Source organism: Enterococcus casseliflavus, from assembly GCF_029215545.1.
In the GTDB taxonomy this organism is placed as follows: domain Bacteria; phylum Bacillota; class Bacilli; order Lactobacillales; family Enterococcaceae; genus Enterococcus_D; species Enterococcus_D casseliflavus.
Genome location: NZ_CP119393.1, coordinates 2,447,629 through 2,464,478 on the forward strand (window position 1 = coordinate 2,447,629; position 16,850 = coordinate 2,464,478).

Below are 16,850 nucleotides of genomic sequence, written 5' to 3' on the forward strand. Positions count from 1 at the left end.
CCGCAAAATAAAGCTGTAACATATTTGGACTATTTTTCCGTCCACTTTTTTTAGGAGGGATTTTTTGAAGGCCAATGACTTGTTAAAAGAGTTACGAACGGAACGAAATATCTCACAGCGAAAATTGGTTGAGAACATTTCAGAACGCAGTACACTGGCAACCTTTGAACAAAAAGGGCACCGCATCGCCTTTGATATTTTGCACCAGTATTTGGACCGCTTAAATGTCACTTTGGAGGAATTTGAGTATCGCTTGGATGACAATCAAGTCAGCGAGAAAAAGCAGCTATCCAAACAGTTGACCACCGCTTACTATGAAAGCAAGTATTCTGAAGTCCTCTCTTTGATTAACAAAGCCCAAGCGCTGTATAAAACCACGAAGGATTTCTTCTATTATGTCCTGTATAGTCAATTCTTTTTGATTTTAGAGAAAAAAGGCGTGGTTACCGACGAGGAAGAACGTTGCATCATCGAAGCGACCATCAAGAAATACTTGGAACGAATCGACACGTGGGGAAAGTTTGAAATCTCCTTATTTACCAATCTGCTTTTCCTTTTTTCTGACGAGTACATCTTGTATCAAATGAAACACCTGAATAAAAAAATTTTTTACAGCAATGCATTAAGTATCAATTATCAAATCTACACAAAATTGCTGACAAATGCGGCTTTCTTGTTTATCGATCGCAAAAAACCTGCCGAGTTGGCGCATGTGCTGACGTATCTAGCCGATCACCTGCCGCCGGACAATGATCGTATCCGCTTGATGATTCGTTATTTCGAAGGCATTTACGCCTTGTTCCAAGGCGATCGTACGTTGGGAATGGCCACGATTGAAAAAGCATTGGACTATTTGCGATTTATTGGTCAAGAAGCCTTTGCCAAAGAATTAGAGGCACTGGCTCAGAGTATCTAAAAAAACCTGCTGCTTCCTCTCAGTAAGAGAACAACTCTCTTACACGGAGGAAACAGCAGGTTTATTTTTTTCTTAAAGTAAATGCAATGCTTCTTTCCAGAGCAAGACTCGTTTCACGGAAGCATTCAAATCAGCTTCTAAATAGCGGCCATCTTCAACCGCTTGTACCACAAAAGGGATCTGTTCTTGATAGGTAGAGGAGATCACTAGATCATTTCCCGCCTGCAACGCCTGTAATGCGGCTTCTTTTTGCGGAATGAACTCAGAAAGTCCTGCCATATCCAAGTCATCCGTCATGATGACCCCTTCAAAATGCAATTCATTTCGCAGCAGCTCATGCACGGGTTTTGAAATAGAGGCGGGTACGGTCTTATCGATACTATTGACGATCGTATGCGCCACCAAAATACTATCGGCACCAGCTTTGATCCCTGCGGCAAAAGGCAGAAAATCCGTTTCCCGCAGTGCAGATAGCGGGCGGTCATCGGTGACGATTTCGACATGCGAGTCACGATTGTTGCCATAGCCAGGAAAATGCTTCAAGGTAGACCCAACGTGGTGTTTCTGTAAAACATGAACCACACGTTCTACAAACGTACTCGTGCCCTGCGCATCCATGCCAATGGTTCGGTCGTAGATAAAGGACTGCGGATCAGTGGAAACATCGGCAACGGGAAACAGCCCAGCATTGATGCCGTAAGCTTTTAAAATTTCCGCTTTCTTTGCTGTATCTTCTTCGATCGCCGACCATCCACCTTGGGCATACAGCTGTTGTGGTGAGAGAAAACGCTGATCCGTAAGGTTCGGATTGCGGCTGATGCGAGTCACTGTGCCCCCTTCTTCATCCATACCGATCAACAGCGGAATGGCGCTGGCTGCTTGGTAATCTGAAATTTTCTGTTTCAAGCTCTCCGCCGTCTCATTTTCGGTATCACGGCCGAATAACAGATAGCCACCGAAATGATACTTTTGAAGCTCTTCGATTTGATTGCTTTCTGGCACACGCACAAAAAACAATTGCCCGACCTTTTCCTCCAAACTCATCGTGGCGATTTTTTCTGCTATTGCCTCTTCTGGCTGTTCTTGCGTGGAAGTTGAAACAGAAGTTGACGTGGAAACTGAGGTAGTTTCCTGGCTTTCCCTGCTTTCTTCCTGTGTTTCGTCCCTCAAGCTGCTTTGCTGGATCATGGCTGGCTCTTCGGTTTGCTGTTTTTGCTGTTCTATCATCCACTTCATCCCTCCCATTGCTGCTAAGACCAAGAAAAGAAACAGTCCCATAGCGAGTCCTTTTTTATTCATAGATTCCCCTTCCCCTCTAAACAAGTTATTGAGAATGATTAAGCCAATCCTTAGAAAGAAAAAAGTGAACCACTGACGAAATATTCGCAGATGATTCACTTCAATGGATGTTATCGTTCTTTTTTACTCGTTAAACGAACCGTCGGATCAGCCGTTTGTATGGTACCGCACGCCCTACGATGTAAATCAACGCAGTTTGTATCGGGAACATGATGACTGCTTTTAGCAAGCGGACCGACCAAATCGCCCAGCTTGTCAAAGGAATATTCAGCATCATAGCTAACCAGATCGGTGTTAAGATCAAGGTTATTAAAAGTGTATTTAACAAGACGACCATCGCCGCTCGTTTTAATGTGACTTCTTTCCGATAAAAGAAGTAGCCATAAATCAGTCCACCAACGAAGGCATTGATGGTAAAGCCAAAAAAGTAGGCTGATTTTGGAAAAATCACCATTCCTGCGATATCAGCTAATGACGAGCCAACTGCTGTCCAAAATGGACCAAACAGCATACCCATGATCAGCTGGGGTACAAAGGAAAATGTGATTTTGATATAGGAGGTTTCAAACCCCAAGATTTGCGACAAGACGACCATTAAGGCAATCAAAAGTCCCATGACCGCAATCATGTGTGCATCGACTTTTCTTTTCATAGCGAGCATCTCCTTTTAGAGTTGCTACAAATTCATGCAGCGAATGCGAAAATAAAACCGCGAACGAATGATCGTTCTTCGTCCGAAAGGCAACATCCCATCCTTTCAGCACTTGACGCTTTATTTCCTACTCTGATTTTTTTAGGTATTGCTACCCAGACACACTATAGCATACAAGCGCGGACTGCTACAATTTTTCTTGCTTATTTTCTTGTACAAAATCTGTCAATGTTCGCTTTTCGTTTTTGTGCATCAAAAAAACGCTTTTCTCATGTGAATCTTTCTACCACCAGTAAGTGAGCAGCAAACATTCTCAAAAAAAGCGTTCATGCTTGTTTCTTGTTTCATTTCAAGCCTTATGACAATTTACCCAATCAGATTGTCATTGATCAATACCGATTTGATGTCGCGTAATTGATGATCGATAGCAAGTTGTTCATGGGTCATCGTTGCGGTAACCTCTTTCATGGCATGCATTTCTTCATTCAATTCGTTGATATTCGTTACTAATTTGTTCAATGCTTCAATAATCAATTGATTGTTATCCATGGTGAAACACTCCTTTTTGTAATGGTTGAGGTTAGTCTTCTTCGTTGATTGGCTGCTTCATCGTACCAACGGCGGCAACTGCGCGTTTCGTTTTATAAAACAATTTGTATAAAACAAGAACGACGACTGGGATCAGTCCGCATAAGATGTAGATCTGCGAGTAATCAAACAAACCGTGCAAGCTTCCTAATGCATAGGGACCTACGCCTAAGCCGAGATCCAGCCCGATGAAATAAGTGGAGAGCGCTACGCCGACACGGTGAGGATCGACCTCTTTCAGACAGACGGCTTGGCCATTAGACATGAAGGTGCCATAGCCCAAGCCGACAAAGCAACCCGCAAGCAACAACATCCAGCTGTTGCCAGTAATACTCAATAAGAAAAGACCAAGGGTCAAGAATAGAAAGCTAGGATACATGACCGCATCTGCGCCATGGCGGTCAAATAGTTTGCCAGTCATTGGCCGTGTGAAGGTCACAGAAAGTGCATAGACGATGAAGAAAAAGGCACCGGCCGTTTCTAACCCAAGGTCACTGGCGTAGATCGACAAGAAGCCGAGAACGCTGGAATAAGCCAACCCGATCAAAAAGGCAATCCCAGAAATGAAAAAGACTTTTGGTTCGACAAAACTTTTGACGGACCATTTTTTTAGTTGTGCTTTGTGTTCTTCCGTCAATGGGATGTTTTTGACTGGGAACCAGAAACAAGCGATGGCTGTTGCGATCGATAAAATAGTTGCTAACCAAATAATGAAATCAAAGCCGACTGTCGGTAGTAAAAGCATACCAATAAAAGGTCCGACCGCCGCTGCTAAACTAGTACTTAATCCATAGTAATTGATCCCTTCGCCATGTTTGGAAGCTGGGATATAAGCGGTGACGATCGCATTAGCCGCAGTCGAGACGGCACCATAAGCAAAGCCATTGAAAAAGCGCACTGCATTTAAAATATAAATGTTGACTGAGACCAAATAAGCAGCGGTGGTAATGACATAAAACAATATCCCCCAGCGCAAAACGGCTTTACGACCAACTAATTCTAAAATTTTCCCAACATACAAGCGAGCGATCAAGGTCCCGATAATGTAGATCCCCGCTGCCAAGCCAGCTTGTGCAGTGGATGCCCCTAACTCCTGCGTGGCAAATTTCGCGGTGATGACGACAAAACAATAATACACGAGAAAGACGATAAAATTGATCAAGGTAATCGTGATAAACCCTTTGTTCCATAGTTTTTCATTTTTAGTTGACGGCAACGAGCTGACGACTCCTTCTTGATTGGTTTCCCTATCTGACATGTTTCTTCCATTCCTCCTGTTTGTGCTGTGATGCGTTTTACTATACCGAAACTTCCTCTGCTTGAAATGCGCTTTTGCTGTTAAAAAAGAGCATTAACAAGAAACATTAACATTTGTTATTGCTTTTTCACCAGAAATGTCTTTTAATGAAGCATGAATAGAGGAAATTTCAGATTTTTTTCAGAAAATGTTGGGTTGGCATGAAGTGAAGGAGTAACGTGGGTGGAGAAACAGATATTACGTGATTATTTAGAAAAACAAGCAATACCGGTCGTTATCCGTAAGAAAAAGAGTTACTTGACATATGAAGGCATCCCGGATCGGTACGTCTATATTTTAAAAAAAGGTATCATCAAAACTAGCGTAGTGACCCATGAAGGGCGCGAATTCAACTTGCGCTATTTGACGGATTTTGAGATCGTCTCTTTGTTTAAAGACGAATCCTCTCAAGAAGTCGAAGCCCCTTTTAATGTGCGGGTTGAATCAGAAGAAGCCGAATTATACAAAATCGTGCGGGATCAATTTTGGGCAGATGTCAATCGTGATCGCCTGCTGCAGGATTATGTCAAAGAGTATTATCGAAGAAACTTGATGGACACGATGAAAAAGATGCAGCAAATGCTGATGAACGGCAAATTTGGTGCTGTCTGTACCCAAATCAATGAGCTGTATGAAACGTTCGGAATCCAGACAACAGATGGTGTCTTGATTGACTTTGAAGTCACCAATGAGGAGATCGCTCGCTTTTGCGGCATTACCTCTGCCAGCAGTGTCAATCGAATGATGCAAAAATTACGAGAATCTGGCGCCCTAAAAAGTGTCGATCGCAAACTATTAGTGACAGATATCGACTTTATTCGGGAGAATATTATTTATTGATCAAAAAAAGACTTTGTACGCCTATTGGTTTCAGGCACACAAAGTCTTTTTCGATTAAATAAACGTCACCGTTTCCGTCACTTCGATCGCTGGATCTAATGATTGGATCACGGGGCAATTTGGTGAAACGAGTTTTAGGCAACGGGTCGCTTTGTCATGGTCGGCTTCAGCGATTTTCGCATAAAACTGAATGTGGATGGCACTGACTGGTTGGGCTTTTTTGTTGTCGTCCCGGTCATAGCTGACTTCGATCTTTTCGATTTCTGCTGTGATTTTTGAATTCTCTAGGACGGATGCGTATACATAGCCGCCGCAAGCAGCGACCGCACTCACCAGCATTTGGACTGGCGAATAGCCTTTTTCCCGTGCTAACACCCAATTGCCAGTTGGGGTCGTCATTTCAAATTTGTCGCTTCCTTGATGGATCGTCAATGTTTCTACTGTCATCGTTTTTCTCTCCTCACAAAATGATCTGGTTCAACTTCGACCCATTCATACAATGGTGTCAAAGTAATCGTGCTTTGAATTTCCGTTTGTTCCATCGCACCTCTTGCTAACACAGGATCAGCGATCGGCGCTGCTGCTAATAATTTCTTCGTGTAAGGATGCAGCGGATTGTCAAACAAACGGTCGGTGGGTGCCAATTCAACTAATTTCCCTTGATACATGACGGCTGTTCGGTCACTGATATGACGAATCACGGACAAGTCATGGGAAATGAACAAATAAGACAACGAAAACTCTTTTTGCAGACGCAGCAGCAATTGGATGATCTGAGCCTGAATGGAGACATCTAATGCCGAAGTCGGTTCATCACACAAGACGAACGCCGGGCGATTGACCACCGCACGAGCGATGCCGATCCGTTGTCGTTGTCCGCCGCTGAAACTGCGGGGCAGTTTATGGACATCATCACCCGTGATCCCGACGATCGCTAAGATTTCTTTGGCTTTCGCTCGGGCAGCATCTTTCGTTTCATGATACAACGGCTCCATCACCAGTTCAAGTGCCGTCATGCGGGGATTCAATGATGAATACGGATCTTGGAAAATGATCTGCATTTGCTGATACGCTGCTTTGCGATCTTCTGCCGTCAATGCTGTTAGCTCTTTGCCTTCAAAGAAAATCTCCCCGCTTGTTAAGGTCTCTAAATTTAAAATACTGCGTCCTAAAGTGGTTTTCCCACTCCCAGATTCCCCTACTAGCCCCAATGTCTCGCCCCGATGGATCGTTAGGCTGACATCTTCGACCGCTCGGACTTCACTGACAGTGCCGCGCCAGTTTTTGCTGCGAAAGGTTTTCGTCGCATGTTCTACGCGAATCAGTTCTTCCATTATTCTGTCACCTCCTGATTGCGCCAAACGCGATGGGTCTTAGATAACTGCGTTTCTTGCAACTCATCTGCCAATGTCTCATGATAGTCAAAGACTTTTAATTCGGCATGCTTGTCGCCTAAATGGGCCGCCTGCAATAATTGTTTCGTATAAGGATGCGCAGGTTGATAAAAGATTTCTTCTGTGGTGCCTTCTTCCACGACTCGACCTTGATACATCACTTTAATAAAGTCGCACATTCCTGCAACGACCCCAAAGTCATGGGTCACAAGGACGACGGAAAGCTGGTTCTCTCTTTGCAGGTTTTTGATCAATGCCAAAATCTGTGCTTGGATCGTCACATCTAAAGCCGTCGTCGGTTCATCTGCGATCAGTAATTTCGGTTGCGCCAATAAAGCCATGGCGATCATCACCCGCTGACGCATCCCTCCTGATAACTCGTGGGGATATTGTTTCATACGTTGTGCTGGAAAAGGTATGCCGACTTTTTCTAACTCTTTGACGGCGATTTCTTGTGCTGCTTTTTTCGATACTTTTTGTGTGCGGCGAATCACTTCGATCAAATGATAGCCAATCGTACGCAAAGGATTCAACGAAGTCATCGGGTCTTGAAAAATCATGGCGATCGGTAAGGTTCGACGATCGGTCACTGCTGCTCCTTCAAATGTATAACTGGCATAGTGATCGGTCACCTTATCAGGCAAAAGATCCATGACACTTTTCATGGTCATACTTTTGCCACTACCAGATTCGCCGACGATCCCAACCACTTTGCCTTTTGGAATCACTAGATCCAGCTTTTTGACTAACGGTTTCGGACCGGTTTTGCTGTGAAACGTCACATTCAACGCTTCGATCGCTAATAATTCTGTCTTCATCGGTCACACCTCCCTTTGCAAGACATGTTTGATCATGTCGCCGATGTTGTTGAAGGAATAGATGGTGAAAATAACAAAAAGCCCGGGAAGGATCGCCATGTATGGTGCCCGCTGCAAGCTGTTTTGCGCGTTTTGCAACAGACTGCCCCACGAAGCCATCGGCTGCTGAATGCCTAATCCGAGGAAGCTCAACGCTGATTCGGTCATGATCGCTCCAGAAATACTTGCGGATGCCGCAACGATCAAGGTTGGCAGTACTGCTGGGAAAACATGCTTCACGATAATACTGAATGAAGAACGGCCGATAAATTTCCCGTAAGCAACATACTCCCGTTCTTTCGCTGCTAACGTTTCACCACGAATCAAACGAGCGATGTTCATCCAGGAGAAGCCGCCGATCACAATAATAATCGTGGTTAGTCCGGGACGTAAAAAGACGCTCAAAACGATCACTAACACCAGCCAAGGAATCGATGACAACACATCGACGAGCCGCATCAGCAAGTTATCGATCCATCCGCCAAAGTAGCCAGAAACAAGACCGACAAGAGTCCCAATAAACGTCGCAGTGATCATTGCCAAGACACCTACAAACAAGGACACCCGACCGCCGTAGACGACCCGAATAAAGTAATCTCGCCCCACTTCATCGGTTCCAAATAAATGAGACCAACTCGGCGGCTGTGACATGTTGCTGACATCCGTTGCATTGGGATCGATGGGGATCAAAGGCGCAACAAGCGACAAAATAATCAATAACGTCAGGAAAACGACAGAAAAGGTATAGATGGGCGAAGCAAGCATGACTTCACTGATTTTTTTGAAACGTTTCATTACTTGCTCCCTCCTTTACGGATACGTGGATCAACCACGGAGTATAATACATCCGCTAACAAATTCCCTAAGATGACCAGTGTTGCTGACAGCAGCATGATGGCCATGATCACAGGATAATCGAGGCTTTTCGTCGCACTCATCAAGTAAGGTCCGACGCCCGGCCAGCCGTAGATCGTTTCTGTAATGATCGCACCGGTAACTAACATCGGCAACGCCAAGCCGATTTGGGTGACAACGGGAATCAAAATATTTCGACTGATATGACGGCTGAAAATCTGCCATTTGCTGGCATGAAATGCCCGTTGCACCATCACGTAGTCTTCTGAAACTTGTTGTGTCGCTGATGCGCGGATATACCGCGTCAAATCTGGAAAGAAGGCGACTGTCAATGTGGTATAAGGCAAAATAAAATGCTGCAGAAAATCGCCAAAATCCCCTTCTTTACCGACCGTATACATGCCAATGATTGGAAACATATTTAATAAGTAACCAAACACATAAATCAAGATCATCGCAAACCAGAAGGTCGGCACAGCGATCCCTAGAGATGCCACAGCGTCAATGATCCGATCCCAAATCTTTCCTTTGTTGGCAGCAGCTAACAGACCCAAAATGATCGCCAGCAATAAAGCTGTCAAATATGCAGGGATCACTAGACGCATCGTATTCGGGATCCGAGTCGCAAGTTCTTGTGAAATACTACTTTGAGACACCAAAGAAAAGCCAAGATTACCGGTAAGAATATTTCTGATCCAAAGAAAATATTGAACCAAAAAGGGTTGATCCAAGCCATAGCGCTGCCGCAAAAGATCGATTTGCTCTTGCGACATATTGGGTGTCGTGATGGAGTCGATCACATCATACGGTGCGATATGTATAAGTGAAAAAACGATAAAAGAGATCACAAACAGCAAAGGAATTGCTTGCAATACTCGTTTTGCAATGTATCGAAACATAACTGACCTACTTTCTTTTTCATAGAAAAAAGCTGTGATAAAAAAGATTCCTCTTTATCACAGCCAATGGATTTACTTGATTGTCAATTTAGACATATCTTCGAATGTATAGATTGGGATCAAACCTGCATCTTCTACATTACCAATTCGGTTATTGACCGCTAGGATTTTCTTGTTGTCAACGATTGGGTAAATGATCGCTTCGTCAGCAATGGCTTTTTGCAAATCATCATACAATGCTTCACGTTTGTCCGTGTCTAATTCAACCGCTGCTTGGGCGAACAAATTGTCAATGGTTTCGCTATTGCTTTGGAAGTAGTTGGCACTACCGCCAGTTTCGAATAAACTGCCATATAAGTCAGGGTCATTCCCCATGATATACCCGCCAAGGAATAAGTTGTACTTCGTTGAATCTGGTTTCTTCAACTCGGTAAAGATCGCTGTACCATCGCCACCTTCAAGGGTAACTGTAATGCCTGCTTGTTGCAATTGTTGTTGGATCAACGTAGCTTGGATCGTTTGAGCTGGATCAGTTGAGTTGAAAGCCAAATTCAATGACAAATCAGTCACGCCAGCTTCTTGTAAAAGTTCTTGAGCCTTTTCGACATTTGTCTCGTATTTTTCAACATCATCAGTGACGTATGGGTTGTTCGGTGGCAAGAATGAATATGGTGTTGCATAATACTCTTCATCTAAATATGCTGCTTGATTTAATTCATCTTTGTTCAACGCATAGAGAACTGCTTGTCGAACTTTCACATCTTGCAAAGCATCTGAGTGAGTGTTCAAGCCTAGATAACCAACACGGTTTTCAGTATAAGGATAAACAGAAATCTGCTCATCATCTAAGTCTTCAATATCTGAAGGCAAGACAACGGCTGCATCCACTTCCCCTTTTTGCAAAGCGACTTTCGCCGTATCGGTACTTTCGATGATCCGCAACGTCACATTTTGAATCGAAGGCTTGCCGCCATAATAGTTTTCGTTGGCTTCAAAAGTAAAGTACTCACCACGTTTGTATTCTTTCAGTTGATACGGACCAGTGCCGACTGGTTTTTCAGGCAATTCACTGACCGAGAAGTCGGTAACATCTTTAAAGATGTGCTCGGGAATGATGTACGTTTCGGTTGCGATGTTGCTGATCGCTGCTGCACTCGGTGTTGGCAACACAAATTTCACGGTGTATTCATCCACTTTTTCGATCGCGATCGGCTGGTCGTCGACCCAAAGCGAATCGGCATTGCCGTTTTCTTTTTTGACTTTTTGTTCATACGTGAAAACAACGTCATCGGCGGTAAAGTCTTCGCCATCTGACCATTTCACATCTTGTTTCAAATGCACGGTCAATGAAAGGCCGTCTTCCGCCGGTTCCACTGATTCTGCCAACGCATTTTGTGTTGTTCCGTCTGCTTCCACTGTAACGAGTGGAGAATAGATCATGTTTGTCACTGTCAAGCCCCAACGATCACTGGTGTTGATCGGGTTAGTGGACGATGGGTCCCCGCTGATGGCATAAGTGAATGTTGAATCATCCCCAGCTCCAGCTGCACTACTGGTTGATGTTTCTTCTGTATTTGATCCACCGCAGGCTGCTAGAACAAATCCTAGTCCGACGACGGCAACACTTGCTAAACCTTTTTTCCAATTTATCATTTTTCCATCCTACTTCCTGTTCCTATATAGTAATAGTCGTTTTTACCTTTCTATTCCCATACAGGTATACTAGATTTCTTTGTTACTTCCTCGATGATTGCTTTTACTTCATCGGTCTGATAATATCGAACGACCGTTTGGTAAACGTCATTGTCTGCTTCGTCTGCTCGCGCAGCGATCACATTATAATAAGGCTTGGAGGAATCAGCCACAGGTTCTAAGAAAATCGCATCTTCTGTAGGAACCAAGCCAGCATCAACTGCCATGCCGTTGTTGATCAAAGAGATGTCGACATCGGTCATTGCCCGAGCCGTTTGATTGGAATCAAGCAGCTCAAATTTCAAAGCTTTGGGATTGTCAGTCACATCACTAGTTGTCGGCAGTAGACCCTTGGATTCATCCAAAGTGATCAAACCGGCGGTCTGTAAGAGTAATAGTGCACGGCTTTCATTTGACACATCATTGGGTAAAGCCACCGTAGCACCATCTGCCAATTCGCTGACATCATTGATTTTATCGGAATAAATACCAAGTGGGTTTAATGTCGTATACGCAATCGTCGTGTTGGAATAACCACTTTCTTCGTTGACATTATCCATAAAAATTTCCGTCAATGCTGCGTGAAGATCGATTGACCCATCCTCTAGTGCGACGATTGGTTGGCGATAATCGGTGAACTTCACCAGTTGCAAGTCGATATTTTCGTTTTCCTTCAATTCTTCCTGCACATGTTCCCAGGCTTCATTTTGTTCGCCAACGACACCTAATTTGACGACGGTCGTTTCTTCATCCGCTTGGTTGTTGCCACAGGCAGCCAAGCTAAACAAGGCAAGCAGCCCAATCACTCCTGTCGTCAACACATTTACTACATTTCTTTTCATCCCTTTTTTCCCCTTTTGTTCCCTCCTCAGATCAATCATCCTATTTCCTTGTAGAATGGCCCAACTAGACCAATTTCCCCTCAGTTTCTCAAAACAACCTACTTTTTCAAAGGAGAAATGGTTAATCCCTGTTGCCATCAACCGAAAACATCGGACTCACTATTCATATGTAGTGTAACTTTATCCTATACAACTAAAACTGTCAATAAAATTACTCTACAAAAGTAAGTTTTTCACTAGCTGATCTGTGGTTGGGTTATTTGAATATCTTCAGTGCATTTTCTAAATCATCGATCAAATCTTTACTACTTTCGATCCCAATGGAGATCCGTAAAAGATCCGGCGTCAATCCATAAGATTCTCGTACCTCTTGAGGAATATCGGCGTGAGTCTGTGTCGTTGGATACGTGATAAGACTTTCCACACCACCTAGGCTTTCTGCAAAGGTAAAAACCTTTAATGTCGCTAAGAAGCCGCTGATTTTGGTTTCATCAAGCACCCGAATACTGATCATCGCGCCGGCATTCGGGTACAGCACCTCTTTGATTGCCGGATGGGCTCGTAAAAAACGGCCGACTTCCTTAGCGTTGGCTTCCTGCCGTTCAAAGCGCAACGGCAGCGTCTTTAAACTTCGAATAAATAACCACGTATCAAAGCTGCTCAAGGTAGGGCCAGAAGTATTGGCTAAATAGTTCAAGCGCTCCCCCAGCGGCGCATCTTTGGCGATCACGACGCCTGCCAAAATATCATTGTGGCCAGATAAGAATTTGGTACCTGAGTGGATCACCAGATCCGCGCCTTCTTCTAATGGCAACTGCCGTAATGGGGTCAAAAAGGTATTATCTACGATCAATAGTGCCCCATGTTCGTGAGCAAGCTTGGCGGTTTCAGCAATATCCGTCACGGTCATCAAAGGATTCGTTGGGGTCTCTAAAAAGACAGCCGTTACCTCGTCAGTTAATTTTTCACTTAATTCTGTTACAGTACTGAAGGTATCGAAAAAGGCCCGCTGGCTTTTTTCCAATTCCGCAAAATAGCGAAAGCTGCCGCCGTACAAATCACGAGAAACCAAAAAGCGGCTGCCGCTGGTAAACAAGTCAAAAATCAAAGCGATCGCACTCATGCCAGAGCTGGTCACTACTGCCCGAGCTCCTTTTTCTAATTCGGCAAGACCCGCTTCTAAAATATCACGGGTCGGGTTTTTGGTACGGGTATAATCATAGCCGGTACTTTGCCCTAACTCGGGATGAGCAAAGGTCGTGGAAAGATAGATCGGTGGGCTGATCGCCCCAGTTTGCTGATCCGAATGATTGCCTAATTGTGCCAGAAAAGTTGCTGTATCAATCGTCATGTCGTTCCTCCTTTTTGATTGCCTCGATCATGCGATCAAGGGCTTCTTGAATGATCGTCGGTGTTGTCGCAAGATTCAGACGAATCAAGCCCTGACCATCTTTGGCGAACCATTCCCCATAATCGACTGCCAGACCGGCAGTAACTTGGATCACGTGCTTGGTTCGTTCTTTGGCAATGACTTGCCGCAGATCCACCCAGAGAAGATAGGTTCCTTCTAATGGCAGGAGCTCAATTTTGGGAAATGCTTCTTGCAGTTGCTGGCGGACCATTTGTTCATTGGCAGCAATCACCAAAAGCAGGTTCGCTAGCCATTGATCCCCCGATTCATACGCGGCTTTCGCAGCCACCAATCCCAAACGATTGACTTCCGTCTGCTTGTATTGTCGGCACCACGCCTGATAGGCTGTGCGCATCTCTAAATCTGGAATCCAAACGTGAGACAGCAATAACCCTGCTAAGTTAAAGGTTTTTGAGGGCGAATCCAGAACGATCAGCTTCTCAAAGCCGAACTCCTGTGCCACTGTCACGGCTGAAACAAATTGCTGCTCACCAAGTATCAGCTCACGATGGATCTCGTCGGCGATCACGATAACCTCATGTTTTTGGCAAATGGCTAATAACTGATACAATTCTTTCTCTTGCCAGACCCGCCCTACTGGATTGTGGGGGGAGCAGAGAATAAATAGTTTCACTTTTTCTTCAATGATTTTGGCTTCAAAAGCAGCAAAATCGATTTGATAGGAATTCCCCACCTTTTGCAAGGGTGCTTCTATCAAGCGCCTTTTCGTCTCTTTGATGCTGTCAAAAAAGGGATAATAGACGGGCGGCTGGATCAAGATGCCATCGTCTGGTTCTGTGAAACAATGAAGCAAATCAAACAAAGATTGGACGACCCCTGTGGAAAACGAGAGCCATTTTTCTTCGAATTTCGTCCCCCAGTGGCGATCTTGCCAGCCCTGATAGGCTAAAAAATAGCCTGAGGGGGGAATCGCATAGCCAAAGGTTCCTTGAGCAACCAGTTGCTGCAAGGCTTCTTCCACTGCCTTTGGCGCAGCAAAATCCATATCAGCTACCCATAAAGGCAAAAGCTTTTCTCCTTGGAACCGTTGATCCACAAGATCCCATTTTAAAGAATCAGTGCCTTTTCGCTGTCTAGCATAGTGGGAGAGAAAATGCTCAATCGTCATTGATACTCACCCGACCTTCTGGCTCACTGCCAATTCGGTAACCTTCTTTCGTCGGCTTGACGGACAGGTCATACGGCGTTCGCAAATAGGTTTCATTGATCCAATTGCTGAAAAACAAAGAGGCATGTCCCCGCCAACGGTTGGTAATCTTTCCGCCTAAACGGTCATACGCAAAGTAATTTTTGGGCAATGCGGTAGCTAAGCCCCGTTCCATGTCTCGCAAGTACTCTTCATTCAAGGTCGTTGTGTGGTATTCAAAATGCCCTAGCAAGAAGGCATTTTTATGATCTTCTGATACGAAGATGGAAGGCCCTGTTTCAACACCCGCTGCCAATATTTCTAAAGGCGCTTGGGCGAGCTGGCCTTCATCGATGCCAGTATAGCGTGAATGCGGCGTATAAAAGACGTCGTCAAAACCGCGAACGAGCGGATGAAAATGCGTGACTGCTTGTTCGAAGACGCCAAACAACTTGCTTGGGTACAACACTTTGTCGATACCATAATGGTAATAAAGACCTGCTTGTGCCCCCCAACAAATATGCAGGACTGAAGTACAATTCGTCTGGCTCCAATCCATGATCTCTTGCAGTTCTTGCCAATAATCAATGGCTTCAAAGGCCATTTTTTCAACAGGGGCACCAGTGATGATCAAGCCGTCGAATCGTTGGGACTGGATCACTGAGAATTCTTGATAGAACTTTTCCATGTGATCGACAGACGTGTTTTTACTTTCGTGGTACTTCATTTTCAGTAAAGTTACTTCAATTTGCAGCGGACTTTGAGAAAGCAGGCGCAGCAATTGATTTTCTGTGGCGATCTTTTTCGGCATTAAATTGACGATTGCGATCTTCAAGGGACGAATCTCTTGTTTCGCCGCTTTATGCTGCAGTAAGGCAAAGACATTTTCTTTTTGGAGAACCGCTGCAGCGGGTAGTTCTTTGGGAATAATGATGGGCATTGCTTCAACTCCTTACAGATAAATTTCTTGTTGAAAAGAAGGCGAACAGTTTCGGCTGAGAAAAACAAAAAAAGCCGCCCTTTTATCCTTACGGATAAAAGGGACGACTTGATGCGCGTTACCACCCTAATTCGTGCTATTCTCACAAATAACACCTCAACAGTACACTATGATACTTGGCGCTGTAACGGGCGCATGCCGTTTTGCTGGCGTGAACCAACAAAAAAACTCAGAGCTCATCTTCACTGATCACCGCATGTCTCCTTTTTCACCAACCGGAGTCTCTGTACCTTTGTTGATCTGCTACTCTTCTCTTCAACGTTATCGAAATCTTTGTTTAATTTTAAAAAATTATAATTGTTTTTTCATTTACTGTCAACGGCAAGTTTATTTTTTTCTTATAGTTCTTCTAAATATAAATATTGTTGCCCCATTTTTTCATAAATCGTTGCTAAGTCTTCTTTGCTGACTTCACGATCCTTATATCCATAAGGGTCGTTGACATACATCATATCACCATCAATGCCGGTGATCACCACCGAATGGATCAATGCCGTCACAAGGATTTGCCCACTTTTGGTCTCCCATTCAAAGAAATCCGTATCAGCAGGTACTTGTAATTCTAACGTAGCAATCATCCAAACTGGTTTCCCAGATTGCAATACTTTGACGATCTCATCAAAGCTTTTGTCTCGTCCACTAACGACTTCATATTGCTCTTTCACAATTCTTTCGGCAACATCGGTGATCGGCTCAACGTCAACACCCATCGCGCTATCGCCGCCATAAATGTTTCCAACAAAACCTTCTCGTGGATCTCCATGGTGATCGTAATCTTCATAAAGCGGGACATAGGCTAATTCTTCTGCCAATTGATTTTTATTGGTATCAAATCCGTAAAAATTCAAGAGCATCGATAAAGCTGTTACTTCACAGCCATTCCCTAACGCAACTTCATCGAATTGATTTTCTAACGGAACATCTAATTGAATAACCTCACTGTATTCCGGCTCTGGTGTTTGTTCCTCATCCGAAAGTGCTAGTGTCAATTCATCCTCTATCACTTTAAAGGGGGACTGCCCGTTCTTACTGTCATAAAATATCAGCAGAAAGAAGAGCATCAAGACGAACATACTTAAAAGTAACCGTTTTAACTTTATCTTCTTCATCTACTTCCTCCTCTTGTATATTATAACTTATTTCTGTTTATTATTTCACTAT

Annotated in this window: 17 protein-coding genes and 1 riboswitch; of the genes, 2 read left to right on the forward strand and 15 right to left on the reverse strand. The window is 44.1% G+C overall.

The features are described 5' to 3' along the window. Nucleotides 1–64: 64 nt before the first annotated feature. The gene (locus P0G38_RS11810; RefSeq protein WP_074535038.1) at nt 65–916 is read left to right on the forward strand and encodes an Rgg/GadR/MutR family transcriptional regulator; all 852 of its coding nucleotides are present in this window, start codon (nt 65–67) and stop codon (nt 914–916) included. Nucleotides 917–988: 72 nt separating this feature from the next. On the opposite strand, the gene P0G38_RS11815 is transcribed toward P0G38_RS11810, so the two are convergent. The 4 genes from P0G38_RS11815 to P0G38_RS11830 form a co-directional block, all read right to left on the reverse strand. Continuing rightward, nucleotides 989–2,215, reverse strand: coding sequence for a glycoside hydrolase family 3 protein (locus P0G38_RS11815; protein ID WP_074535037.1), 1,227 nt, complete (start codon nt 2,213–2,215; stop codon nt 989–991). Nucleotides 2,216–2,345: 130 nt separating this feature from the next. Continuing rightward, on the reverse strand, nt 2,346–2,876 hold the full coding sequence (locus tag P0G38_RS11820) for a folate family ECF transporter S component (protein WP_005225551.1): 531 nt from the start codon (nt 2,874–2,876) through the stop codon (nt 2,346–2,348). Nucleotides 2,877–2,902: 26 nt separating this feature from the next. Beyond that, nucleotides 2,903–3,004, reverse strand: a riboswitch (THF riboswitch). Between the two features lie 229 nt (nt 3,005–3,233). Continuing rightward, on the reverse strand, nt 3,234–3,416 hold the full coding sequence (locus tag P0G38_RS11825; RefSeq protein ID WP_005225550.1) for a hypothetical protein: 183 nt from the start codon (nt 3,414–3,416) through the stop codon (nt 3,234–3,236). A 31-nt stretch (nt 3,417–3,447) separates the two neighbouring features. Further along, the gene (locus tag P0G38_RS11830) at nt 3,448–4,713 is read right to left on the reverse strand and encodes an MFS transporter (RefSeq protein WP_074535036.1); all 1,266 of its coding nucleotides are present in this window, start codon (nt 4,711–4,713) and stop codon (nt 3,448–3,450) included. Between the two features lie 222 nt (nt 4,714–4,935). On the opposite strand from P0G38_RS11830, the gene P0G38_RS11835 reads away from it, so the two are divergent. Beyond that, a complete protein-coding gene (locus tag P0G38_RS11835) occupies nt 4,936–5,592 on the forward strand; it encodes a Crp/Fnr family transcriptional regulator (protein WP_008378905.1) in 657 nt (218 codons plus the stop codon). Nucleotides 5,593–5,646: 54 nt separating this feature from the next. Here the strand turns inward: P0G38_RS11835 and P0G38_RS11840 are convergent, their stop codons facing one another. The 11 genes from P0G38_RS11840 to P0G38_RS11890 form a co-directional block, all read right to left on the reverse strand. Beyond that, complete coding sequence (locus P0G38_RS11840) at nt 5,647–6,039, reverse strand: OsmC family protein (protein ID WP_010747810.1); 393 nt, start codon at nt 6,037–6,039, stop codon at nt 5,647–5,649. After that, nucleotides 6,036–6,926 carry an ATP-binding cassette domain-containing protein gene (locus P0G38_RS11845; RefSeq protein WP_002316738.1) on the reverse strand — a complete coding sequence of 297 codons (891 nt, stop codon included), beginning with the start codon at nt 6,924–6,926 and terminating at the stop codon, nt 6,036–6,038. The genes P0G38_RS11840 and P0G38_RS11845 overlap by 4 nt, the downstream gene beginning before the upstream one ends. Continuing rightward, nucleotides 6,926–7,804 (reverse strand): ABC transporter ATP-binding protein, encoded by an 879-nt coding sequence (locus P0G38_RS11850; protein ID WP_074535035.1) that lies wholly within the window; start codon nt 7,802–7,804, stop codon nt 6,926–6,928. The genes P0G38_RS11845 and P0G38_RS11850 overlap by 1 nt, the downstream gene beginning before the upstream one ends. Before the next feature lie 3 nt (nt 7,805–7,807). Next, complete coding sequence (locus tag P0G38_RS11855; RefSeq protein ID WP_005234832.1) at nt 7,808–8,638, reverse strand: ABC transporter permease; 831 nt, start codon at nt 8,636–8,638, stop codon at nt 7,808–7,810. Continuing rightward, entirely contained in the window at nt 8,638–9,597 is a 960-nt protein-coding gene (locus P0G38_RS11860) for an ABC transporter permease (protein WP_005234830.1), read from the reverse strand. Before P0G38_RS11860 ends, P0G38_RS11855 begins: the two co-directional genes overlap by 1 nt. A gap of 72 nt (nt 9,598–9,669) precedes the next feature. Beyond that, nucleotides 9,670–11,250: an ABC transporter substrate-binding protein gene (locus P0G38_RS11865; protein ID WP_074535034.1), complete on the reverse strand. Its 1,581-nt coding sequence runs from the start codon at nt 11,248–11,250 to the stop codon at nt 9,670–9,672. A 50-nt stretch (nt 11,251–11,300) separates the two neighbouring features. After that, on the reverse strand, nt 11,301–12,131 hold the full coding sequence (locus P0G38_RS11870) for a MetQ/NlpA family ABC transporter substrate-binding protein (protein WP_074535033.1): 831 nt from the start codon (nt 12,129–12,131) through the stop codon (nt 11,301–11,303). Between the two features lie 256 nt (nt 12,132–12,387). Beyond that, the gene (locus P0G38_RS11875; protein ID WP_074535032.1) at nt 12,388–13,482 is read right to left on the reverse strand and encodes an aminotransferase class I/II-fold pyridoxal phosphate-dependent enzyme; all 1,095 of its coding nucleotides are present in this window, start codon (nt 13,480–13,482) and stop codon (nt 12,388–12,390) included. After that, the gene (locus tag P0G38_RS11880) at nt 13,472–14,671 is read right to left on the reverse strand and encodes a MalY/PatB family protein (protein WP_074535031.1); all 1,200 of its coding nucleotides are present in this window, start codon (nt 14,669–14,671) and stop codon (nt 13,472–13,474) included. The genes P0G38_RS11875 and P0G38_RS11880 overlap by 11 nt, the downstream gene beginning before the upstream one ends. Further along, nucleotides 14,661–15,629 carry a homoserine O-succinyltransferase gene (locus P0G38_RS11885; RefSeq protein WP_074535030.1) on the reverse strand — a complete coding sequence of 323 codons (969 nt, stop codon included), beginning with the start codon at nt 15,627–15,629 and terminating at the stop codon, nt 14,661–14,663. The genes P0G38_RS11880 and P0G38_RS11885 overlap by 11 nt, the downstream gene beginning before the upstream one ends. A gap of 398 nt (nt 15,630–16,027) precedes the next feature. After that, complete coding sequence (locus P0G38_RS11890; protein ID WP_074535029.1) at nt 16,028–16,798, reverse strand: C39 family peptidase; 771 nt, start codon at nt 16,796–16,798, stop codon at nt 16,028–16,030. Nucleotides 16,799–16,850 lie beyond the last annotated feature (52 nt).